Origin of the sequence: Halomonas sp. (assembly GCF_052095695.1) — a bacterium.
Classification (GTDB): domain Bacteria; phylum Pseudomonadota; class Gammaproteobacteria; order Pseudomonadales; family Halomonadaceae; genus Vreelandella.
On record NZ_JBQDLQ010000028.1, the window covers coordinates 1 to 22,783 of the forward strand.

The window sequence follows — 22,783 nt, forward strand, 5'->3', positions numbered from 1 at the left end:
TTGCATGTCCTCATATCGGATTAACGCCCTCACCACGTGGGCTGCCCAACAAAACGGCCTTTCTGAGGCCGATATTTCTCTCTCTTCTGCCGTAGGAGATGCGAGTTTTAGGCGCTATTTTCGCCTAACGCTACCCGACGGCAGCACCCAAGTGCTTATGGATGCCCCTCCTGAGCAAGAAGACTCGCAGCCTTTTGTCAGCATTGCTAAGCGCTGGCATAGCGCCGGGCTGCCGGTGCCCCAAGTACACGCGGCTAATCTAGCCGAGGGTTTTCTGCTGCTAGACGACTTGGGCAATACGCCGCTACAAGACGTGTTTACCGACAATGCGACGACACAGGCTTATCATTCACAGGCCCTGACGCTCATCGCCGAGCTGCAAAACCGCGCTAACTCAGCGTTATTACCCGCCTATGATACGGCGCTACTCGCCCGCGAGCTCGATTTGTTTCCGCAATGGTGTCTCAGCACCTGGCTAGCGGTACCACCGCCAGAAAGCTGGCAGGCAGTGCGTGAGCAGCTTATACAGCATGCCCTGGCGCAGCCAGTGGTAAGCGTACACCGTGATTTTGACGCGATGAACCTGATGGTACACCAGCAGCGTCTTTATATGATCGATTTTCAGGACGCTGTGGCTGGCCCGCTCAGCTACGATCTTATTTCTCTTCTTAGAGGGCGCTATTGCCGCTTCACGGGCGAGCAGTTTGCAAGCTTCGTTGATGAATTTTATCACCAAGCGCGTCATGACGGCAGGCTTTCAAGCTGCGTAGGCTCGGACTTGTTTTTGACCCAGTGCCACGCGATGGCTGCACAGCGCTCATTGAAAGTACTGGGCATTTTCTGCCGGTTAACGCTACGCGATCAAAAAAGTGGCTACCTTGAGCGCCTACCTCACTTTCTGGATCATCTTGAAGATAGCCTTTTAGCCCTGCCCGAACAGGTGGCCTTTGCTCACTGGGTCAATGCCACTTTACGCCCTGCGATTATTCAGCGGCTAGCAGAAGCTCATTAATAGCCATGGATACGAATACAGATGAAAAAAGCCACATGAAAGCGATGATTTTAGCCGCAGGGCTCGGTAAGCGGATGCGTCCATTGACCGATCACTGCCCCAAGCCGCTGCTGCCGGTCGCAGGCAAACCGCTAATTGTCCATCATCTTGAACGGCTTCGTAGTGCTGGCATTCAAGACGTTGTTATAAATGTGAGCTATCGTGCCGAGCAAATCATTGAGGCACTGGGCGATGGTGACACTTATGGACTTCGCATTCATTGGAGCCGCGAAACGTCGCCCTTGGAAACCGGTGGAGGTATCCAGCAGGCTCTGCCGCTGCTTGGTGAGACCCCGTTCCTACTGATCAATGGCGATGTATGGTGCGAAGCACTTCCTAGTCCGCAAGCGCTAAAGGGCGACGACCTGGCACACCTAGTGCTCGTCGACAATCCTGCTCATCATGTTGATGGAGATTTTGCGCTTTCGGCCGGACGCGTCAATCAAACCAGCACACCGCGCTTAACCTTCGCCGGCATTAGCGTGATTCATCCAGCGCTACTGGCCGGTTATGCACCGGGCGCCTTTGCTTTGGCACCGCTGCTTAAAACAGCTATCAATGACAGCCACGTGAGCGGTGAGCATTACACAGGCCATTGGGTCGATGTAGGAACACCGCAGCGACTTGCAGCGCTGGACAATCAGTTACACGCTGCTAGTCGCCATACCCCAACGTCGTGAAGCGACTATCGTTAAACGATAGTCGCGAAGACAATGATTCAGAGAAACAGTGAAGAGAGGCGCGCGAGCCAAGAAATGTTATGCTGCGCGACTTACCTTTCGCGCCTAGATGAGGAGAGCCACGTGAAAGCACGGGTAAAATGGACCGACGGGCGACAATTTGTGGCGGAATCCGGCAGTGGCCATAGCGTTGTGATCGATGGCCCGCCGGATCACGGCGGCCGCGACACCGGCCCTCGCCCCATGGAAATGTTACTGATGGGTATGGGCAGCTGCACTGCTTTTGATGTCCTTAATATTCTTGATAAGGCACGTGCTGATGTCACTGACTGCGTAGCGGAACTTGACGCTGAACGCGCGGATGACGTGCCCGCTGTATTTACCAAGATCCACGTGCATTTTGTGGTGACCGGGCGCGGCCTGAAAGAGAAACAAGTTGAGCGTGCTGTTGGGCTCTCCGCTGAAAAATACTGCAGCGCGTCGATCATGTTGAGCAATGGCGGCGTCGACATCACTCACTCTTTTGAGATTATTGAGGAGGTTCGGGCATGACAGACAGTCTCCGACTCCACGGGTTTAACAACCTGACCAGCTCGCTGAGCTTCAACATTTATGACATCTGCTATGCCAAAACTGAAGAGCAGCGAGAGGCGTACATCGACTATATCGATGAGCTTTATAATGCTGAACGTTTGACGCAGATTCTCAAGGATGTCACCAATATTATCGGCGCTCACGTGCTGAATATTGCCCGTCAAGACTATGAGCCTCACGGCGCTAGCGTGACGATTCTGATTGCCGAGCATGAGCTAGATGAAGCCGCTCCGGATCAGATCAAGCCCGGCCCTGGTCCGCTCCCAGAAACAGTGGTCGGCCATCTGGATAAGAGCCACGTCACGGTTCACAGCTACCCGGAGTCGCATCCTGACAACGGCATCAGCACCTTTCGCTTAGATATCGATGTTTCCACCTGTGGCCATATCAGCCCGCTAAAGGCGCTTAACTACCTAATCCATAGCTTTGATTCAGATATTGTTACTATGGACTACCGTGTACGTGGCTTTACGCGCGACGTAGATGGCAAAAAATTGTTCATTGACCATGCGATTACTTCCATCCAAGACTACCTTGCTGAAGACACTAAGCATGCGTATCAAATGATGGACGTTAACGTGTATCAAGAAAATATGTTCCATACCAAAATGCTGCTCAAAGACTTTGAGCTGGATAACTACCTGTTCGGCACCTCCCGCCGCGATATCACGTTTGAAGAAGCGCGTGATATTGAGAGCCGCCTGCGTAAAGAAATGCTGGAAATCTTTTACTCCCGCAATCTGGATTAAACGTGGCGACCAAACGTCAAAAACCGGCTTTCGCCGGTTTTTTTTCGCGTTACTTGCTGATTAATACAGGCTGGGTTCGCCCTCAGGGCGCGTCTTAAACCGCCGATGCAACCAGAGGTACTGCTCCGGATGCTTGCGGATAGCAAGCTCGATAAACTGATTAACCCTTGCTGCATCTGCTTGCTCATCGCCGCTAGGGAAACCATCAAAGGCGGGCAGGCACTCAATAGTATAGGTCCGATTATCCGGATTACGGTGAAACATCAGCGGCACCACGGGCGCACCGGTCATGCGCGCAATTTTAGCGGTAAGACGAATGGTCGATGCCTGCTGCCCAAATAATGGCGCAAATACGCTGACATCACGACCAAAATCCTGGTCGGGCGAATACCATACAATGTGCCCAGCCCTAATACGCCTTACCACGCCTCGCAGGTCATGACGATCAATCGCCTGCCCAAAAATACGCGAGCGGGCACGCGTCATAAAGCGCTCAAAAAGTGGGTTATTATGCGGCCGATACACCACGTCGGCGGGGAAAAATAGCGAGTGTAAGGCACCGCCTAAATCCAGCGTCGAGAAATGAATCCCGATGACCAGCACGCCTTTCCCTTGCGCTTTTGCCCGCGCAAGATGCTCTTGTCCGATATAAGCCACGCGGTGCCGCAAGCCTTCTGCCTCACGACACCAGCCGGTCGCCGTTTCAATCAGACCAACACCGTTCGCGATAAACGTGTCTTTAACCAACTGGTGCTGCTCGTCAGCACTCTTTTCGGGAAAACACAGTTTGATATTGGTACGGGTAATATGCCTGCGCCGCTTAGCGGCCCGCCATGCGATAAGCCCAAGCGCTTTGCCAATGGCCATTTTCAGCCGCCATGGAAGCCAGGCGACAAGGTACATGGCGCCGATGGAAAACCAGGTAGGCCAGTAATAGGGGTGCGCGAAAGAGCGCGGATAATGTGTTTTGGACATAAAAATAACCGTTTAAACAGAACGCTCATAATAACGCCGCGGTACCCGGGGCAGCACGCCCGTTAGCAGCGTATAGCTAATCGTATCGCAATAGCGGGCAATTTCATCAACCCGCAGCACTTCACCATTTTGGGCTAGCCCCCACAGCACCACGTCACTGCCAATCGACACATCTGGAACGTCGGTGACATCAACGGTGAGCATATCCATAGAGACTTTGCCAGCAATGGGGCAGCGCTGGCCGTTCACCAGCACCGGCGTACCGTCTACCGCATGGCGGTCATAGCCATCGCCATAGCCGCAGGCGACAACGGCAATTCGCGAGCGCCGCTGCGCCCGCCATCTACCGCCATAGCCTACCGGCTCACCCTCTTCAAGCTCCCGCAGGGCAATGATTTTTGAACGCAGGGTCATTACCGGCTGCAGCTGCTGGGTGACCTCATTGGCGACTTCTAAGGGATCGCTGCCGTAAAGCATCACGCCGGGGCGATTCCAGTCACCATGCGCAACCGGCCACGCCAACGTCGCCGGTGAGTTAGCTAAACACAGTGGCGCATCCAGCGCACTGGCCAGCGCCTGCAGTTGCCCCATCTGTTGATTGAAATAGCGATTATCAACAGCATCCGCGCTGGCGAAATGGCTCATCAAATGCAGCGCCGCTACGCTAGGCGCGGCCTTAAGTTGACGCCAAACATCTGCGGCCTCATCGGGCGCAAAGCCCAAACGGTGCATACCTGAGTCAACTTTCACCCACACAGAAATTGGCTGATCGGGGCGAGCGGCTAGCAGCGCATCGACTTGCCATTGGCTGTGAACAGCAATCCAAAAGCCATGGGCGTCCACCAGGGGCAGCTCATCGGCAGTGAATATTCCTTCAAGTAGGACGATCGGCTGCGTAATACCGCCTTCGCGCAGCGCCAAGGCTTCTTCTATGCAGGCGACCGCAAATGCAGGCGCAAGGCTCTCCAGCGCACGGGCGCACGTTAATGCGCCATGACCGTAGGCATCGGCTTTAATAACCGCTACTGAGCGGCTTTGAGGCGCACAGCGACATGCCAGCTGATAGTTATGGCGTAACGCATCCAGATCAATCTCAGCGACGAGTGGGCGCATGTATTTTCTCACTGACGTGATTTCATTGTAAAAAATTAGCATTAAAAAGCCGAGCAAGCACCTAATGGCACTTGCCCGGCTTAGCGAAATAACGTTACTAAACTGTGGTTAGCTTGCTTATGTCTCGAACAAAGCTTCCAGAGAAAGACCCTGCTTTTCTAGCGAACGGCGCAGCTTCTTAAGCGCCTCGACTTGAATCTGACGAACACGTTCGCGGGTTAGGCCAATTTCAGCCCCTACCTCTTCAAGGGTTGCCGACTCATGACCGCGCAGCCCAAAGCGACGCACGACCACTTCACGCTGCTTTTCGCTAAGCTCATCCAGCCAAAGATCGACATGCTCTTTAACATCGCCGTCAACCAGGCAGGCTTCCGGGCCTTGCACCTCATCATCAGCCAACGTATCAATAAGAGGTTTATCGCTTTCGCCACCCATTGGGTAATCAACCGATGACACGCGCTCATTAAGGCCGAGCATTTTCTTCACCGCCTCGACAGGCTTATCAAGATGGTCGGCGATTTCTTCCGCAGTGGCTTCATGGTCAAATTTCTGCGTTAACTCACGCGCCGCCCGCAGGTAAATATTCAGCTCTTTGACGACATGAATCGGCAAGCGAATCGTGCGCGTCTGGTTCATCAGCGCACGCTCGATGGTTTGACGAATCCACCAGGTGGCATAGGTCGAAAACCGAAAGCCGCGCTCAGGGTCAAACTTTTCTACCGCGCGAATCAAGCCTAAGTTGCCCTCTTCAATCAGATCCAGCAACGTTAGGCCACGATTGAGATAGCGACGTGCGATTTTGACCACCAGCCGCAGATTGGACTCAATCATTCGCGAGCGCCCCATCGGGTCACCCTTACGCGCTAAGCGGCCGTAATAAACTTCTTCTTCAGGCGCCAATAATGGCGAAAAACCAATTTCGTTGAGATAGATTTGCGTAGCATCCAAGCTTTGGGTCGATTGACGATCCTCACGCCCTAACGCTTTTTCAAAAGCATCTTCTTCTACCGTAATCTCATTATCGGCATCGTCAAGCGCTTCTTCCACAGCATCCAGGTCAACCTCCTGTAGATCTTTCTCCAACATACTCATGGCCCTACCCCCTGATGTCGCCTATCCGCCATTTAGAAGACCAAAGGTGAACGCACGAATGCGCTCACTATATAGTTATGTGACGATTGTTATATGACGCTCGAATACAGTCATTCGGGTAACTTTCAAGCAAAACACTTGTGTCTCACGTTGCCCGCGAGAGGGTTAGCGGGAAGGCAAAAACTCCAAAGGATTTTGCGGCTGCCCATCACGGCGCACTTCGAAATGCAGCCTGACATTTTCGGCGTCGCTATCCCCCATGGCGGCGATCACCTCACCAGCTTCCACTACATCGTTTTCGCTGACGCGTAGGCTATCGTTATGTGCATAGGCGCTTAGGAACTGATCGTTATGCTTGAGAAGAATGAGGTTACCGTAGCCCCTGACGCCACTGCCCGCATAAACCACAATGCCGGGACCCGCTGCTTTGACAGGTTGCCCCTTTTCGCCTCGGATATCAATCCCGGCGGTGATGCTATCACCCTGCCCAAACTCTCCTACCACATTGCCATTCGTGGGCCATTGCCACGCGATGTTTTCGGCAGGCGTATAGGTCCGTGAGGAACGATCGACACTCGCTGTTTGCGTGGCCGGCGCAGCTTCTGGCTTGGGCTCTGGCTCTGGCTCTGGCTTGGGCTCTGGCTTAGCCTCAGGTTGAGGTGCCGGCTGTTCAGCGGGTGCAGGTGATGACTCCGGCTCAGCAACAGCGGCGACGACTTCCGGCTCAGGTGTAGAGGCAACTGTTGGCGAGGTGCCTGTCGATCCTTCAGCGACTTGCTCTGCCGCGTCTACGGCATTGCGCTCAGCGGTCAGTCGCTGATTGCGCTGAATCGCAGACTCATCGGGCAGCAGCCAATCCAGCTCCTGGTCATCGCGAGCGACGGAGGCAGTCTGAGAGCTCAAGCCGGTCGCTACAGCACCACCATCACTTGAGGGCGTCGCCGCTGGCTGGCTGCTGGCCACGGATGTTGACGCCCCTTCACGCAGAGCAATTGTTTGCCCTGGGCGGATTTGGTAGGGCGCGGCGATATTATTCATCGCCGCCAGCTGGCGATAGTCTAAATTATGCTGCCATGCAATGCCGTACAGCGTATCGCCCGCTTTCACCGTGTATTGAGGCGAACTTTCTACTGCATTACGCGCGTCGCTCAAATCACGGACTTGAGGCGAGCCGCCCTGCTGGCTAGCGCAACCGGCAATGGCCAGGGTCAGCGCCGATAGCATAAGCACTTTATGTATATAATCTTTACGCATGTAGGTCTTACTCCTTTTCAGCGCCAGGCTTGTTATCGATTGGCTGGCGGTCTGCATGGCGATTGAGTAACACCACGATCAGTGCACCAAAAGCCATTAGCGCGACAACGCCAACTACTTGTGCCGAGGCACCGGTCAATACGGCATAGTCAGCGGGTAATAAATAGCGGTGTTCAAGAGGGATCATTTGTCCTTCGGGACCTATTTGATAGCGCAGCAGTTCACGCCATGGCCAGAGCACCGGTAACGAGCCGACGATAAAGCCCAGTAGCAGTTGCATGGTTGAGGTGTGATGGCGCTGCAGAAGCCATGATAACAGCCGCGAAAAAAGCGCCAGCCCGACCACACATCCCATTCCAAACAGCACAATAATACCGAGATCCAGGCTACGTATCGCCCCCATGATGGTGCCGTAGAGTCCCATTGACAGCAATAGAAAGCTGCCTGACACGCCCGGCAACAGCATAGCGCAGATGGCGATACTGCCTGCGACCATCACCACCACTACCTCATTGCCAATCAGCAAGACCAGCGGCATCATGCCTGGCAACGCTTGGGCCAACAATAGGCCAACCAATAGTGGCAATACGTACCATAGCTTCCAGCCGCTGCTCGCTTGCCCCACCACTAATGCCGAGGCCGCCACTAAGCCAAAAAAGAAGCCGTCTAATAACAGCGGATACGCTTCCATCAACCATAACGCTAAATGTGCGACGCTAAACAGGCTGATCCCAACGCCGGCTAATAGCGGCACTAGAAAGGCCAGATTTAAATGCATACTCAGGGCTCGCCAGCCCCCTCGCCGCCATACGCCAATAGCGCTTGGGCTAAACCGCTTAATCGTTTCAATCAGCTCTTCATAAATTCCGCTAATAAATGCAATCGTGCCTCCCGATACGCCGGGAACCGCATCGGCAGCGCCCATTCCAGCACCACGCAAAAATATCCCCAAGGGTCGCCGCTTCAATCCACTACTCCTTGCAGTAAAGGTACAAAACGAACGGGTTCAAGCCGACGTTTTTCAAAGGCACCACCAATTCGCTTTACCTGGGTAAGCCATTGGCTGCCATCGGGTTCTTCCAACGGCGCAATCAGCACGCCGTCGTGAGTCAACTGCTCTAACAATGAAGCGGGCAACGTTTGTGCGCAGGCGGTGAGCAAAATAACGTCAAATGGCGCGACCTCTGGCCAGCCGTAACCACCGTCGGCAACCGCCAATGTTGCCGGTGCCGCTAGCCGACGCAAACGCTCCACGGCACGTTCATGCAGTGCATTAATACGCTCGATGGAATACAGCTGCTCCACTAAGCGCGATAGTATTAATGTTTGGTAGCCAGAGCCAGTGCCCAGTTCCAACACGCGACGCGGCGCTGCACGCAGCACAAGCTCCGTCATGCGCGCCACAATCCATGGCTGCGACAACGTTTGCCCGTAACCAATGGGCAGGGCAGTGTCTTCATAAGCGCGGTGAGCCAGCGCCTCATCAACAAACAAATGACGCGGTTCATTCGCCATCACATCCAGCACTCGGGCATCATTGATCCCCTGCTGCATAAGGCGCTCAACCATGCGGTCACGCGTACGCTGGGAGGTCATTCCACGACCGCGCAGCTCATCGGGCAATAAGTTAGGCAAAAACATTCAACCAATTTTGAACATCGTTTAACGCTGGATGACGCGTAAGATCGGTTTGCAGCGGCGTAATCGACACATAGCCCGCCTCGATTGCGGCAAAGTCGGTATCTTCACCGTCATCCGCATTCGCCGCCACGGGTGCGATCCAGTAACGCGTCCGCCCACGCGGATCCTTTACTTCTAACGGCTTATCTGTCGGCCCGCGATACCCAAGGCGCGTCACCTTCACGCCTTTAATATCTTCCCAGGGTATGTCGGGCACATTAACGTTGAGTAGCGTACGAGGTGGCAGCGAAAGCTGCTCCGCCGCGCCTATCAGCGTGGAGGCGACTCTTGCGGCCGTGGCGAAATGACGTTCGCCGCATAGCGATATCGCAACCGCCGTCATACCCAGGTTACGCCCTTCCATGGCGGCCGCGACCGTTCCTGAATAAAGCACGTCGTCGCCAAGATTACTACCGTGATTAATCCCTGCAATCACTAAATCAGGCTTTTGTTCCCATACGCCGTGAACACCTAAATAAACACAGTCTGCGGGGGTGCCATCAACGCTATAAAAGCCATTATCCAGCGCCGTCAATGAGAGCGGCCGCGACAGCGTAAGCGAATTACTGGCGCCACTTCGGTCGCGATCAGGCGCCACTACGCGAATATTAGCGTGAGCCAACAGCACATCATGCAACGCACGCAGACCGGGGGCATGGACACCATCATCATTTGAAAGCAGCAGTCGCCGCATTGTAGCTCTCCTCGATATACCGGCAATGGCCGTTGTTCAGTCATCCCCGTCAGCTGACCGCGATCAGTTCACTCAGGACGGCGGTAGCGAAACTCCCCCGCGGCAAGGCAAAGGAAAGCCGAACGGCCTCGGCTTCCCATGTAAGCTGCGGCTCTAATAAACGCATACGCAGCGCACGGCGAGCTTGCTTTACGCCACTGCGCTCCAAGCCTTCACACAGCGCCGGATATTGTTGCAACAGCCGTGACTCGTAGCCGGCGATCTCGCCCTGACTCGGCTCGCCAACGCCCCACAAAATCCCAGTGGGGTGAACATCTAACGCGGCGGCACGGGCGCTCAGCGCGTCATCGGCTTGATCAATGCTAAACACGCTTTGCGTACCGTCCAGCATTAGGGTGTCGCCGGCAAGGGGCTGACACCAGGTACCATCCGCCAAGCGTTCACTGAGCAGCTCATTAAATAAGAAGCTGCGCGCGGTAGACAGCATCATACCCTGCCGGTCGTCGCGCTTTCGCCAACCCCGGTTAAGTAATGCTTCGGCACGCTGAAGGTTGCGCCCATCGGGACCAAAACGCTGGGGGCCGAAATAGTTGGGCACGCCATGCTGGCAAAGCGTTCCCCAGCGGCAAATAAAGCCCTCCTGATAAATCGCCTCACCGCTGATCCGTAGCACGAATCTATTCGTGCGGTGAACGCCACGTTTGAGTTTACGCGGGTGGCGCACCTGCTCGACGACCGTAACGCCCAGCGAATTAAGCGATTGCTCCAAACCCGCCGGCGCATCGCGACCTGGCAGATGCACGCTTAGCCACTGTCGCGTCACAGCGATGCGGTCTTTCATACCGGAATAACCAATATCGCGGGGCGTAACGCCGCACAGCCGGCTCAGCGTATTGACGACATCTAATGTCGTTTGATTACGCTTTTCTACTCTCAGCCAAAGATGCTCGCCATGGGCTTCTGGAATAAAATCAAGCTGCTCATCCACCCAGAAATCTTCTGGCTGAGCGCGGTACTGACCTGGCTGTGGAGGGCCGAACTGAGCATCAAGATAGCGCTGCCATGTCGGCATATTAATCATTAAGCATCTCTATTCGGTTTAGCAGCACCACGGCTTCCGCAGCGATGCCTTCGCCGCGCCCGGTAAAGCCCAGCCGTTCGGTGGTGGTGGCTTTAACGTTAACCTGGCCAAGCGCAATATTAATATCGTTAGCGATAACGGCGCGCATGGCTTCGATATGCGGCGCCATTTTGGGCGTCTGCGCCATCAGCGTGGCATCAAGGTTAACCACGTCGTAGCCCTGCCCTCTTACAAGGCTCACCACATGACGCAGCAGGTCACGACTATCAGCCCCCGCCCAGGCGGGATCGGTATCTGGAAAGTGGCGACCAATATCACCCAGTGCGCACGCGCCTAGCAGTGCATCGCTAATGGCGTGTAGCAACACGTCACCATCAGAGTGGGCAACAAAACCCTGCTCAAACGGCAGTTGGACGCCGCCTATCATTAAGTGGTCGCCGGGGCCGAAGCGGTGTACATCAAATCCATGGCCAATACGCATTACAGGCACCTTTCTGACGTTTCATCGATTTGGGAGGCAAGCGCCTGGGACGCAAGGATCGCGGTAGCCAGGGCTAAATCATCTGGATGCGTTATTTTCAAATTATCGCGTCGGCCGCTGACTAATTGAGGATTTTCACCCAGCGCTTCAACCGCCGAGGCTTCATCGGTCACTACCGTGTTGTGGCAGCGAGCCGTTTCCAAGGCACGAAGCAGCAAGGCATAGCGAAACCCTTGAGGCGTGAGCGCATGCCACAGCCCATCGCGAGACTCCGTACGTACGCTCCGGCCTTGATCATTACCACGCTTCATAGTGTCGGCAACGGGCATCGCTAGCAGCGCACCACCGGGATGATTGACCGCGGCGCGATAAAGTGCCAGTAAGTCAACGTGCGTGATGCAGGGCCGCGCCACGTCATGCACCATCACGATATCGTCATCCTGAGCGTCGATGGCATGCAGTGCATTCAATACGCTGTCCATCCGCTCACTGCCACCCGGCACACGCTGCCAATCGGCAAACGGCACCCAGTCAGGGGTAAACCAACGGTCGTCATTACCCAGGCACAGCGCCAGCCGAGCGCTTGGAAACGCGCCATGTAGGCGCTTTAGCGTATGTGCCAGTATCGGCTGGTCAGACATGGTTAAATACTGTTTGGGTTTACTGGCGCCCATGCGGCGCCCCTGGCCCGCGGCAGGCACTATCAGCCACGTCTGACTCACGGCGGCGGCTCTTGCGGAGCGATTAAGCCAGCGTTAATGCCGATCAGCTCATTTTTGATCGCCACACCGGGCACCCAGAAAAACTGCTCGTCGGTACGCACCATTCCCATATCGCTGCGCGCCCGCTCTTCGATCGCATCCAGGCCGGTTTTCAAATCCATCACCTCAGCCGCAAGCCGCGCATTGCGCTCACGCATAGGCAGATTGGTCGCTTCCTGTACCGCTACTCGGTGTTCAACAATCTGCAAATCTCGCCAGCCGCCGTTGCCCAGCCATAGCTCATACTGAAGCAGTGCGATCACCGCGAGCAGCGCCATCACTAGCCATTTATGCATCGCTGCTCTCCCGTGTCGGTCCGCTAAATTTAAAAACGCATTATGCCATTAAGGCGCAGCACCAGCGAGCCGTCGTTTATTTAAAGGGGAGCGCATCATGAGCCGACTCGCGATAGGCGCGCACGTGCTCACTCTCTTCGTGGCAAAACTGCCCAACGCCGGCGGCAAGCCCAGGGTGGCTGATGTAATGCAGTGAGGCCACTCGCTGCGGTGTAAAGCCGCGCACCAATTTGTGCTCACCCTGCGTGCCGGGATCAAACAGCGTCAGGCCATGCTGCAAACAGTACTCGATGCCCTGGTAATAACAGGCTTCAAAATGCAGGCAGTCAGCGACGACCTCGCTTCCCCAGTAGCGCCCGTAGAGCGAATCGGTGCCACGAAAATAAAGCGCCGCCGCGACCGGGCGCCCCTCACTGTGCGCCTGAACTAATACCAACGCCTCCGGCATGGTTTGGCGCAGGCGCTCAAAAAAATCATGGTTGAGATACGGCGCGCGTCCACGCTCATGGTAAGTCATCGTATAGCAGCGAAAGAAATACGCCATCGCCGCTGACGTAATGGCATCACCCTCTAGCCGTGCCACGCTTAAGCCCTGGTCTGCGACCAGGCGGCGCTCACGCTTGATCATCTTGCGCCGCTTAGAGGTTAGCGTCGCAAGAAAGCCATCAAAGTCACCAAAGCCGCGGTCACGCCATTGAAACTGCACGCCTTCACGGGTGATGAGATCAGGACACTGCACCTGCCAGGCAGCGACGTCAGCCTCGTTGGCAAATAACAAATGCCAGCTGGAAAGCGCCTGACTCTCGCACTGCTCACGCCACGCCTGCGCTAAACAATCACGCACGGCTCCGGCATCGACCCGCTTTGCGATCAGCGTGCGCACCCCCGGCACTGGCGTGAACGGCACGGCACTGAGTGCTTTAGGATAGTAGCGGCCACCGGCGCGCTCTAAGGCTTCCGCCCAGCCCCAATCAAATACATACTCACCGTTGGAATGATGTTTACGGTACATCGGCATCGCCGCAACTAGCTGATTATCTTGCCAGACACTCAGATGGCAAGGCTCCCAACCAGTCGCCATGCTGACGGAGCCACTGGCCTCTAAAGCATGCAAAAAAGCGTGGCGCAAAAATGGCTGATCGTCATCTACCAATGAATCCCACTGGCTTGCCGTTACGGCCGCCATAGTGGGTAGAATGGTGAGCGAAAGCGGACGTGACGACATAGCATCTCCGTTGAGTGCAGGGCTTGCAAGCGCAAAGGGCTAGCGCACAGTCCACTCTGCAAGCCCTTGCCAGTGCCACTTTACACTAACTGTTTAAATAGACGCTTTATATGAACGGTTTAATCACCCCACGCCGAAAGCGGCGCACAAGGAGGGGCCATGACGCGCGATCTAACGGGAGGTTTTCAAACACAGCGCCAAGCTGCGGACCAACTACCCTACCCGACACTTAAGGTTCGGCGTGACCGGCTAGCGCGCTTAGCCCGTATGACTAAGCATCATCAGCTAGACATTATACGGGCGGTTCAGACGGATTTCGGCCAACGCAGTGACGTTGAAATACGCATGGCTGAAATCAGCGCGGTGCTGCATGCGATTCGCTATGCCAGGCGCCACTTATGGCGCTGGATGCGACCTGGCATGGCAAGTATGCCATGGCGGCTGCTACCCGCTCGCGCACGTATTGCACCTCAGCCGCTGGGCGTGATTGGCGTGATGTCGCCCTGGAACTATCCTTGGAGCTTGGCGTTAATGCCCATCGTGGACGCGTTTGCCGCTGGCAACGTCGCTATGCTCAAGCCCAGCGAGCACACTGCCAGCACCAGCGCTCTGCTCAAGCGCTTAGTCCCGCAATACTTCACACCCGAAGAGTTGTGCGTGGTAGAAGGCGGCGTCGAGATGGCGCGTCGCTTTAGCGAACTGCCGTTTGACCACCTGGTGTTTACCGGCTCCAGCGCCGTTGGGCGCCAGGTAGCCCAAGCAGCCGCGCGAAATTTAACCCCAACGACGCTGGAGCTAGGCGGTAAATCGCCGGCGATTGTGGCCGGCGATGTGGATCTGGACCAAGCCGCCGGAGCGATTATCTTCGGCAAAGGCATGAATGCTGGGCAAACCTGTATCGCCCCTGATTACGTGCTGGTTGAAAGCCGCCACCTTAGCGCCTTGGTGACGGCGTTAAGCAATGCGATTGTGCAGCAGCGTCCTAATGATCATGCCATCACGCATGCGATCAATGCGACGCACCAAGACCGCCTCGACCATATGCTGCATGAAGCCCGCGACCACGGCTGCAGGATCATTGATCATGGCGCCCATGCACCTGCACTGATTATTGATCCTCACCAAGAACTGCAGGTCATGCGCGAAGAAATTTTTGGCCGCTGCCTACCAGTCATTGGCGTTAGCGATATGGCCGCGGCAATACGCTACGTCAATGCTGGGCCACACCCGCTGGCGCTGTATGCATTCACACACGATAAGGGCTTGCAACAGCAGCTATTGCGCACCACTCATTCCGGCGCCCTGGTGTTTAACGCAACGCTCCTTCATCACGCGGTGCCTTCCCTGCCGTTTGGCGGCGTAGGCGAAAGTGGTATGGGCGCTTATCATGGCCGTCACGGCTTTGAGCGCTTTAGTCATTTACGCGGCGTATTTTATCAAGCTAAACGCACGCCTAGTCACATGCTCTATCCACCGTACCGGCGCTGGCTCATGAAACTCATTGGGCTAGGCTAGAGCTTATTTGTTAATGACCACAAGGTAATAGGCTATTGATATAGCGACCTTGTGGTATTTTTACTCATTCACTGCCGCGGAATCATCATGCAAGCCCCCGCCACCCCCTCATAATGAAACACAGCGTTTGGCGGCTTTGCATGCTCTTCATGTACTCGACACGCCTAAAGACCAGGTGTTTGAGCGCATGACACAACTAGCCCGCGACCTGTTTTACGTTCCTATCGCGCTGGTCTCGTTAGTCAATAAAGAGCGCCAATGGTTTAAATCGCACCAAAGAGCTCGACCGCCAATCGCTTACCGCCCCTACTACTCAGCTCCCTAATCGCCGCGCCCTAACTCAGCGACTCAGAGAAGCATCAATGGGAGGGGCGATACGGGGCTATTATTTGTGGCCATTATCCTCGCGATTGGCGAGTGGGTGCTTGAAGAAACCATGCAGTACATAGTGGCCTGGCGGGCACGCGAACTTTTAAGCGATGATTTTCATATTGCGGTCAATGTGGCGGCTAGGCAGCTGGCGCGTAAAGATTTTACCGAATGCTTGCTAGCGCAGCTGGCCAAGCACGCTATTCCCGAACGCTTTATCGCGCAGGAATTGACCGAATTAGGCTTAATGAATGACATACACAACGCCAAAGTGCAGCTTTCGAAACTCTCAGAGGTTAATATTGCTGTTGCTATCGACGACTTTGGCACAGGCTATTCATAGCTGGCCTACATTAAGACCTTGCCCTTCTCGACGTTAAAAATTGATCGCGCCTTTGTAATGGATTTGGCCACCAGTGAGAAGGACCGCCAATTAGCGCGCACCATCACACAGCTTGCCCACAGCGTGGGCTGCGACGTAGTAGCAGAAGGCATTGAAACGGCATATTTACGCACCATGGGCTGTGAAGCCGCACAGGGTTACTTTTACGCCCGCCCGCTGCCTACTGAAGAATTTGTCACCTGGTGTTACGAATAGAAGCCGCCTTTTTCCACTACTGACCCGGAGACCGTTTATGGCTCATGACTTGCTGGACCGCCTACGCGAACGACTGGAAGAACTCAACCGCTCGGAGCGCAAAGTCGCGAATGTCATTCTTGAAGATCCTACGCTAGCGACCAGCCTTAGCATCGCAAGCTTAGCTCAGTCAGCCAGCGTCAGTGAGCCTACGGTTAATCGTTTTTGTCGCAATTTTGGTGCCAAAGGCTATCCCGATTTCAAAATCAAGCTCGCCCAGAGCCTTGCGGGCGGTACACCTTATGTCACCCGTGCAGTAGAACCCGGCGACTCTGCGACCCAGTACACGCATAAGATTTTCGGCGCCACGATTGCAGCGCTCGATGAAGCCCAGCGCGAGATCGACATCACCGCCGTAGAGCGCATGGTTGACTACCTCACCCAGGCTAAGCAAATTCATTTTTTTGGGTTAGGTGCTTCTGGCGCGGTTGCCCAAGATGCGCAGCACAAGTTCTTCCGCTTTAACCTGCCGGTAATGGCCTACATCGACGTGCTTATGCAGCGCATGGTGGCTGCTGCCTGCCATACCGGTGACGTGGTGGTGATTATTTCCTACACCGGACGCACTCGGGAACTGGTCGACATTGCTCGCCTGGCCCGCGCAGCAGGGGCAGTCGTTCTTGGCATTACGGCCCCCAAATCGCCGCTGGGTCAAGAATGTACGGCCACACTGGACGTCGCTACCCCAGAGGACACCGACCATTACATGCCGATGACCTCGCGGGTTATTCAATTAACGCTGATTGACGCACTAGCCACCGGCGTGACGTTAAGGCGTGGGGAAGACTTTTTGCCGCATCTCAAAAAAATCAAAGACAGCCTGCGAGACACCCGCTTTCCAATCGAAAAAGCGGCCAAATAACAGTGAGCGGTGGCCGTTAGCCGCTAAGCGTTATCAGCTCACAGCGACGGTAACGGTAATTTCAACTTTCAGTTCATCGGCCGGCATCGGTGCGCACACGCAAGTGCGGGCCGGTGCGTAACCCTCTGGCACCCAGGCATCCCACACGTCGTTCATGGCGGCAAAGTCACTACCCTCTTTTAGATAAATGGTGGCGCTCAGCAGTTGCTCACGACTGCTCTTAATCTCTTTCAACAGTGCGTCTACACGCGCCAGCATGCTTTCTGTTTGGGCCGTAATATCGCCGTTGCGAACCTCGGGGCCACATACTTGGCCACACAGATAGGCAACACCCTGGTGAATAACAGCACGGCTCATGCGGGCTTTCGTATCGTGACGCTGAATAGTCATAGTGAAAACTCCTAGCAGGTTGAAAAAAGCAGTCAAAAAAGTAGTTTAAACTGACGAGCTTGCCATTGACCATGGCGCCTTACCCAAGATGGTCCGTCGGCACCGGCCGGTGCTCAAAGACACGCCGCAGCACAAAGCTGGTATGCGCGCCCGTCACGCCCTCAATACGGTTAATCACGTGCAACAGCAGGTGCTGATAATCGTCCATATCGCGCACTAATAACTTGAGCTGAAAGTCCGCGGCTTGGCCGGTAATGATCAAGCACTCAACGACGTTAGGAACCTCACGGATGTGGCGCTCGAAGTTATCAAAGCGTTCAGGCGTGTGTTGGTCCATGGAAATATGTAAGAGCGCCATTAGCTGGTAGCCAAGCTGACGCGCGTCAACTTCTGCGCGATACTGGCGTATCAAACCGTTTTCTTCCAACGCACGTACCCGGCGTAAACAGGGCGAGGGCGAAAGTCCGATACGATCGGCTAATTCCTGATTACTGATACGCCCTTCCTGCTGAACAATATTTAATATATGTCGGTCAAAACGATCCAGAGCAAGCGGCGTCACGGCCATAACCAGCATCTCCTGCCAAATAAGCATTGTTTAAAGATATAAGTTGCCAATTATCCTCTCTACGCACACATCTTCGCAACAAACTATCGCCGCAGATCATTTACACTGTGTATGCTGCCAAAAGCAGTCACGACGTCAGTGCGGCTTTTCAGTACCCCCGTGATGCTTAGCACTGATGAACAACGGCTTACGTTACCCGCAGCCGATATCCATTTAACGGTTACTTTCAGGAAGATCACTATGTCTGCTTTCGATCATCGCAAATATCGCCCTGCCCCCCGCGTTCCCGCCTTCAATCGCCAATGGCCAGATCGTGATCTTGACCATGCGCCGATTTGGGTGAGTGAAGATCTACGCGACGGCAACCAGGCGTTGCTTGAACCGATGACCGTTGAGCAAAAGCAGCGCCTCTGGCACCAGATCGTAAAAGTAGGCATCAAAGAGGTCATGGTAGGTTTTCCTTCGGCTAGCCAGCCCGACTACGACTTCGTGCGCTGGCTGATCGATGAAGACCAGATTCCTGACGATGTCACCATTGCGGTACTGGTGCAGTGTCGCGAACACTTAATTGAAAAGACGTTTGCTTCACTGGTGGGCGCAAAACGCGCCATTGTTCACCTGTATAACTCGACCTCGACTATTCAGCGCGAACGCGTATTTGAAATGGATCGCGCAGGCATTGTCGATATCGCCGTTCAGGGAGCTACGTGGGTTAAAACCTATGCCGATCGCTACCCTGATATTCAGTGGTGTTTTGAATATACCCCGGAAAGCTTCTCCAGCACTGAGATCGATTTCTCACTGGAGATCTGCGAAGCGGTAATGGATGTATGGCAGCCAACGCCTGATAACAAGTGCATTCTCAACCTTCCCACCACGGTGGAAGTGGCGGGCCCTCATCACCATGCCGATCAAATTGAGTATTTCTGCCAGAACATCAGTCGTCGCGACAGCGTGATCGTTTCTGTACACACCCACAATGATCGCGGCGGTGCAGCGGCCTCCGCCGAGCTCGCCCTACTAGCCGGTGCTGAACGTGTAGAAGGCACGCTGTTGGGTAACGGCGAGCGCACGGGCAACATGGATATCGTCACGCTGGCGATGAACCTTTACAGCCAGGGCATTGACCCTGAGCTTGACTTATCTAACCCTGATGAAATCATTCAGGTAGTCAACGAGTGTACGGGCATTGCGATACACCCACGCCACCCCTGGGTGGGTGAGATGGTTTACACCGCCTTTTCAGGCAGTCATCAGGATGCGATTCGCAAATCCCTAAAGCACCAAAAACCCGACGAGCCGTGGCAAGTGGCCTATCTGCCCATCGACCCTCACGACATTGGCCGCGATTATCAGGCGGTCATTCGCGTCAACAGCCAGTCAGGTAAAGGCGGCATGGCGTTCCTGCTTGAGCGCGATTATGGCATTAATCTGCCCCGCTGGATGATGTTGGCCTTGGCTCCCTATGTGCAGCAGGAAAGTGAACAGCGCGCCAGTGAGCTATCAAGCGCCATGATTCGCCAAGTAATGTTCGATCAATTCACCCAGGAAGCACCACTCTCGCTGGGCGATTATCGCCTTTCTAAAGGCCAGCAAGAAGGCATTGAAGTCACGCTGCGCGAGGGTGAAAAGCCGCTACGCCTTTCTGGCAAAGGCAATGGTGCCATGTCGGCCTTCACCGATGCATGGCAAATCCACTCAGGCAGTAGCGTGAGTATTCTCGATTACAGCGAACACTCGTTGGGTGCCAGCAGTGAGGCTAACGCCATTGCCTTTGTACAGCTGAATATCGATGGTCAGCGTGTCTGCGCCGTTGCCGAAGATAGCGATACGGTCAGCGCTTCGCTGAAAGCACTGATTTCAGGTATCAATCTAGCGACTAATCCAGCCAATGCGGCCGCCTCCCATAAAACTGAGCGTGAATTGGCTTAGTTATTTTTCACCTGCAGGCGTTAGCACCACGCTCTATATCAGCCGTTGCATATATAGCGGGATGCGCATGCTAAACTTAGCCACCTAACAACGTAGGTGGCTAAGGAGGCGGTATGGGGCAGGCAATCGTAAACATACTGCTGGTGGCACTGGGCGGAGCCATTGGCGGCATGGGGCGGTTTGCTATTTCCAGCTTTCTTGCTAAGCATTTAGGCAGCGCTTTTCCATGGGGCACACTGGCCGTCAATCTAAGTGGCTCAATCGCCGCTGGCTGGCTACTCGGCACGCTTGGCTTGCCGGACGCTGCAGCCGACAACTCGCTATGGCTGGTCTTAGTGGTCGGCGTGCTGGGCGGTTACACCACGGTATCCGCTTTTAGCCTGCAAACGCTTGAGCTTTGGCAGCGCGGCGACTCAGCTCATGCCGCCGTTAATATTGCGGCTACAGTGCTACTGGGGCTAGTTGGCGTGTACGTCGGCTGGCAGCTAGCCGGAAGCAGCCTATGAATGCCATGCTGATGCGCTATTTAGCGGTTGGGCTAGGCTGTGGCATTGGCTGTGCGTTGCGCTATGCTGTCTCACTCAGCGCGCTGGCCACATTGGGCAGTTACTTTCCGCTGGGTACACTGGTGGTTAATGCGGCGGGCTCTTGGTTAATCGGCTGGCTGGCAGCGACCGCCTCTCGGCATTCACATGGGCGTATTGCACGCTGGCAACCTTTTCTTATTGCGGGTTTTTGCGGCGGATTTACAACTTTTTCACTGTTCAGTTTGGAAACCCTTCATCTTATCCAAACACACCATGTCACGTTGGCCTTGCTTTATGTAGCGGTGAGCGTTCCGCTTTGGCTCGGGGCAGCGCTACTGGGCGAGCGCATGGCACCACAAGGGCGCCGTTCGTAATGCGCGACACGATGGAAAAGCACCAGTCCTGGCTATATCTGTTATTTATTGGCTTAGGGTTAGCGCTTGGCATCGCCGCGCCGAACAATGTCGGGCCCCTTGAACCATGGCTGTGGCCCTTGCTGGGAACACTGCTTTACGCCACCTTCACGCAAGTCCCGCTGCTGCACATTGCCAGCAGCGTTAAAGACAAGCGCTTTATGGCAGCGCTGATGATCGGTAATTTTGTTGCTATTCCCGCTTTTTTAGCCCTTATCGTTATGTGGATTCCGCTCTTCCCCGCCGTGATGGCGGGTGTGCTGCTGGTGCTACTGGTGCCCTGCACCGATTGGTTTATTACCTTCACACATTTAGGCAAGGGCAATACCGCCCAAGCGGTTGTCGCCACGCCGCTGTTGCTGCTGGTGCAAATGATCGCATTGCCTGCGTATCTGTGGCTTTTTTTAGGCCGTGAGTGGTTCCAGCTAGCACTTTCTAAACCGCTGCTCAGTGCCTTTTTCGGTCTTATCCTCCTACCGTTAGCGCTAGCCTGGCTAACCGAGCATATCGCCCACCGCCACCCTAGCGCCAAACGTGCCGTTCAACATCTTGGGCTGCTGCCGGTGCCGCTCCTGGCGCTCGTGGTATTTATTATCGCGGCCTCGCAGATTAATACGGTGATTGGGCTAAGCTCAGTGCTATTGCAGGTTGTGTTTATTTTTATAGGCTTTTTAATCTTTGCGGCACTGTTGGGTAAAGGGCTTGGCCGCCTGTTTAGACTGCCACTCGCGAGCGCCAGAACGCTGGCCTTTAGCTTCGGTACGCGCAACTCTTTTGTCATGTTACCTATCGCGCTGTCGCTGCCGAATGCTTGGCAGGCCGCGGTCGTGGTCATTGTATTTCAATCGTTGGTAGAACTGTTTGGCATGGTGGCCTACCTACGCTGGGTGCCTAGTAAACTTTTGCCGGCCCCCAAATAGCGGGCAAAAAAACCGGCCCACGCATACGAAGCCGGCTTAAAAAGAATGCTTTAACGCAGTATTAAAATGGGAATGCGGCTGCCGCGCAGCATGGCCGTTGTGGTGCTGCCTATCAACAAATTTCGAATACGTGAATGGCCGTAGGCGCCCATGACGAGCAGATCAATGCCGTGCTCTTTTTCATAGCCCTGCAGGGTTTTATCCACTTCGCCCGGGCGGATCGCCCCTTGCGCTTCATGCCCCGCTTCACGCAGCGTAGCCTGCGCCCAGGTTAACTGAGCGCGGTTTTCTGCGGTGCCTGCGCCAACAATCAAAATATGGCAGGTAATGCCGTTAAATAGCGGACTTTTCGCCAGCATCTCGATGCCCTTACGAGCCGTTTTGCTGCCGTCAAACGCCATCAATATCTTTTCGGGCCGCTGATAGGTTTTAGGCACCATCAGAATTGGCCGGTGCATTTCACGCACCACCTGCTCAAGATTAGCGCCTAAGTGCCCGCTCGCAGGATGACCCGCTGCGCCGCGTTTACCAATCACGAGTAGGCGCATCTCTTGTTCCAGGCCGACGAGAGTTTCGACTAGCGTACCGTTAAGCTGCCGAGTAACGGGCTCCGTCACGCCACCCTCAATGGCCCGCGCTTTGGCGCTCGCTAACATTTGTTGACCCAGCTCACGATTCACTTTAGCGCGCTGCTCATCAACCGCCGAAAGCTCTTCCAGCAATCTCTCACGGTCGCCAAGATGTAAGTTACCTGAGAAATCCTTGTTGCCTGTCACCGAGGAATGATTGTCGACTACGTGTAGCAGGTTCAAAGGCGATGCTAGCGCCTGGCTCACCCAAACGGCATAGTCGCAAACGCCCTCAGAAAACGACGAGCCGTCAATGGCGGCCATTACTTGATCAGTCATTGTGTTCTCCCTGTTG

General features: G+C 54.9%; 25 protein-coding genes and 1 pseudogene. 11 read left to right on the forward strand and 15 right to left on the reverse strand.

Going from position 1 to position 22,783, the window contains the following annotated elements:
* The first annotated feature begins 4 nt into the window (after nt 1-4).
* The 4 genes from ACTH5D_RS07605 (at nt 5) to speD (ending at nt 3,074) form a co-directional block, all read left to right on the forward strand.
* The gene (locus ACTH5D_RS07605; RefSeq protein ID WP_441669925.1) at nt 5-1,012 is read left to right on the forward strand and encodes an aminoglycoside phosphotransferase family protein; all 1,008 of its coding nucleotides are present in this window, start codon (nt 5-7) and stop codon (nt 1,010-1,012) included.
* Nucleotides 1,013-1,047: 35 nt separating this feature from the next.
* Nucleotides 1,048-1,731 carry an N-acetylmuramate alpha-1-phosphate uridylyltransferase MurU gene (gene murU, locus ACTH5D_RS07610; protein ID WP_441669844.1) on the forward strand — a complete coding sequence of 228 codons (684 nt, stop codon included), beginning with the start codon at nt 1,048-1,050 and terminating at the stop codon, nt 1,729-1,731.
* 123 nt (nt 1,732-1,854) lie between these two features.
* Nucleotides 1,855-2,283, forward strand: coding sequence for an OsmC family protein (locus ACTH5D_RS07615; protein WP_096278500.1), 429 nt, complete (start codon nt 1,855-1,857; stop codon nt 2,281-2,283).
* A complete protein-coding gene (gene speD, locus ACTH5D_RS07620; RefSeq protein ID WP_096278497.1) occupies nt 2,280-3,074 on the forward strand; it encodes an adenosylmethionine decarboxylase in 795 nt (264 codons plus the stop codon). The genes ACTH5D_RS07615 and speD overlap by 4 nt, the downstream gene beginning before the upstream one ends.
* 60 nt (nt 3,075-3,134) lie before the next feature.
* Here the strand turns inward: speD and lpxL are convergent, their stop codons facing one another.
* From lpxL to ACTH5D_RS07680, 12 genes are all read right to left on the reverse strand, one after another.
* Complete coding sequence (gene lpxL, locus ACTH5D_RS07625) at nt 3,135-4,049, reverse strand: LpxL/LpxP family Kdo(2)-lipid IV(A) lauroyl/palmitoleoyl acyltransferase (protein WP_441669847.1); 915 nt, start codon at nt 4,047-4,049, stop codon at nt 3,135-3,137.
* Between the two features lie 12 nt (nt 4,050-4,061).
* The gene (alr, locus tag ACTH5D_RS07630) at nt 4,062-5,162 is read right to left on the reverse strand and encodes an alanine racemase (protein WP_441669849.1); all 1,101 of its coding nucleotides are present in this window, start codon (nt 5,160-5,162) and stop codon (nt 4,062-4,064) included.
* A 117-nt stretch (nt 5,163-5,279) separates the two neighbouring features.
* Nucleotides 5,280-6,254, reverse strand: coding sequence for an RNA polymerase sigma factor RpoS (rpoS, locus tag ACTH5D_RS07635; protein ID WP_441669851.1), 975 nt, complete (start codon nt 6,252-6,254; stop codon nt 5,280-5,282).
* A gap of 165 nt (nt 6,255-6,419) precedes the next feature.
* Entirely contained in the window at nt 6,420-7,508 is a 1,089-nt protein-coding gene (locus ACTH5D_RS07640; RefSeq protein WP_441669853.1) for a peptidoglycan DD-metalloendopeptidase family protein, read from the reverse strand.
* A gap of 7 nt (nt 7,509-7,515) precedes the next feature.
* On the reverse strand, nt 7,516-8,475 hold the full coding sequence (locus tag ACTH5D_RS07645) for a DUF368 domain-containing protein (RefSeq protein WP_441669855.1): 960 nt from the start codon (nt 8,473-8,475) through the stop codon (nt 7,516-7,518).
* Entirely contained in the window at nt 8,472-9,149 is a 678-nt protein-coding gene (locus tag ACTH5D_RS07650) for a protein-L-isoaspartate(D-aspartate) O-methyltransferase (protein WP_441669857.1), read from the reverse strand. The genes ACTH5D_RS07645 and ACTH5D_RS07650 overlap by 4 nt, the downstream gene beginning before the upstream one ends.
* The gene (gene surE, locus ACTH5D_RS07655; RefSeq protein ID WP_441669859.1) at nt 9,136-9,882 is read right to left on the reverse strand and encodes a 5'/3'-nucleotidase SurE; all 747 of its coding nucleotides are present in this window, start codon (nt 9,880-9,882) and stop codon (nt 9,136-9,138) included. Before surE ends, ACTH5D_RS07650 begins: the two co-directional genes overlap by 14 nt.
* Before the next feature lie 49 nt (nt 9,883-9,931).
* On the reverse strand, nt 9,932-10,963 hold the full coding sequence (gene truD, locus ACTH5D_RS07660) for a tRNA pseudouridine(13) synthase TruD (RefSeq protein WP_441669861.1): 1,032 nt from the start codon (nt 10,961-10,963) through the stop codon (nt 9,932-9,934).
* Nucleotides 10,956-11,444 carry a 2-C-methyl-D-erythritol 2,4-cyclodiphosphate synthase gene (gene ispF / locus ACTH5D_RS07665; protein ID WP_441669863.1) on the reverse strand — a complete coding sequence of 163 codons (489 nt, stop codon included), beginning with the start codon at nt 11,442-11,444 and terminating at the stop codon, nt 10,956-10,958. The genes truD and ispF overlap by 8 nt, the downstream gene beginning before the upstream one ends.
* Nucleotides 11,444-12,166, reverse strand: coding sequence for a 2-C-methyl-D-erythritol 4-phosphate cytidylyltransferase (gene ispD, locus ACTH5D_RS07670; protein ID WP_441669865.1), 723 nt, complete (start codon nt 12,164-12,166; stop codon nt 11,444-11,446). Before ispD ends, ispF begins: the two co-directional genes overlap by 1 nt.
* On the reverse strand, nt 12,163-12,501 hold the full coding sequence (gene ftsB, locus ACTH5D_RS07675; protein WP_441669867.1) for a cell division protein FtsB: 339 nt from the start codon (nt 12,499-12,501) through the stop codon (nt 12,163-12,165). Before ftsB ends, ispD begins: the two co-directional genes overlap by 4 nt.
* A gap of 76 nt (nt 12,502-12,577) precedes the next feature.
* Entirely contained in the window at nt 12,578-13,726 is a 1,149-nt protein-coding gene (locus tag ACTH5D_RS07680; protein ID WP_441669869.1) for a GNAT family N-acetyltransferase, read from the reverse strand.
* A 159-nt stretch (nt 13,727-13,885) separates the two neighbouring features.
* On the opposite strand from ACTH5D_RS07680, the gene ACTH5D_RS07685 reads away from it, so the two are divergent.
* The 3 genes and pseudogenes from ACTH5D_RS07685 to ACTH5D_RS07695 all read left to right on the forward strand — a co-directional run bounded on the left by ACTH5D_RS07685 (nt 13,886) and on the right by ACTH5D_RS07695 (nt 17,109).
* Nucleotides 13,886-15,241 carry an aldehyde dehydrogenase family protein gene (locus ACTH5D_RS07685; RefSeq protein WP_441669871.1) on the forward strand — a complete coding sequence of 452 codons (1,356 nt, stop codon included), beginning with the start codon at nt 13,886-13,888 and terminating at the stop codon, nt 15,239-15,241.
* Nucleotides 15,242-15,632: 391 nt separating this feature from the next.
* Nucleotides 15,633-16,208: pseudogene (locus ACTH5D_RS07690) on the forward strand (EAL domain-containing protein).
* A 37-nt stretch (nt 16,209-16,245) separates the two neighbouring features.
* Nucleotides 16,246-17,109, forward strand: coding sequence for a MurR/RpiR family transcriptional regulator (locus ACTH5D_RS07695; RefSeq protein WP_441669873.1), 864 nt, complete (start codon nt 16,246-16,248; stop codon nt 17,107-17,109).
* A gap of 33 nt (nt 17,110-17,142) precedes the next feature.
* Here the strand turns inward: ACTH5D_RS07695 and ACTH5D_RS07700 are convergent, their stop codons facing one another.
* Both ACTH5D_RS07700 and ACTH5D_RS07705 read right to left on the reverse strand, forming a co-directional pair.
* On the reverse strand, nt 17,143-17,499 hold the full coding sequence (locus ACTH5D_RS07700; protein ID WP_441669875.1) for a RidA family protein: 357 nt from the start codon (nt 17,497-17,499) through the stop codon (nt 17,143-17,145).
* Nucleotides 17,500-17,578: 79 nt separating this feature from the next.
* Nucleotides 17,579-18,067 (reverse strand): Lrp/AsnC family transcriptional regulator, encoded by a 489-nt coding sequence (locus ACTH5D_RS07705; RefSeq protein ID WP_441669877.1) that lies wholly within the window; start codon nt 18,065-18,067, stop codon nt 17,579-17,581.
* Between the two features lie 240 nt (nt 18,068-18,307).
* Here ACTH5D_RS07705 and ACTH5D_RS07710 point away from each other — a divergent pair, with 240 nt between their 5' ends.
* The 4 genes from ACTH5D_RS07710 (at nt 18,308) to ACTH5D_RS07725 (ending at nt 21,859) form a co-directional block, all read left to right on the forward strand.
* The gene (locus tag ACTH5D_RS07710) at nt 18,308-19,999 is read left to right on the forward strand and encodes a 2-isopropylmalate synthase (RefSeq protein WP_441669879.1); all 1,692 of its coding nucleotides are present in this window, start codon (nt 18,308-18,310) and stop codon (nt 19,997-19,999) included.
* Nucleotides 20,000-20,112: 113 nt separating this feature from the next.
* Entirely contained in the window at nt 20,113-20,505 is a 393-nt protein-coding gene (gene crcB / locus ACTH5D_RS07715) for a fluoride efflux transporter CrcB (protein WP_441669881.1), read from the forward strand.
* A complete protein-coding gene (locus tag ACTH5D_RS07720; RefSeq protein WP_441669883.1) occupies nt 20,502-20,900 on the forward strand; it encodes a fluoride efflux transporter FluC in 399 nt (132 codons plus the stop codon). Before crcB ends, ACTH5D_RS07720 begins: the two co-directional genes overlap by 4 nt.
* On the forward strand, nt 20,900-21,859 hold the full coding sequence (locus tag ACTH5D_RS07725) for an arsenic resistance protein (protein WP_441669885.1): 960 nt from the start codon (nt 20,900-20,902) through the stop codon (nt 21,857-21,859). The genes ACTH5D_RS07720 and ACTH5D_RS07725 overlap by 1 nt, the downstream gene beginning before the upstream one ends.
* Nucleotides 21,860-21,909: 50 nt before the next feature.
* On the opposite strand, the gene ACTH5D_RS07730 is transcribed toward ACTH5D_RS07725, so the two are convergent.
* Nucleotides 21,910-22,767: a universal stress protein gene (locus ACTH5D_RS07730; RefSeq protein WP_441669887.1), complete on the reverse strand. Its 858-nt coding sequence runs from the start codon at nt 22,765-22,767 to the stop codon at nt 21,910-21,912.
* Between the last annotated feature and the right edge of the window lie 16 nt (nt 22,768-22,783).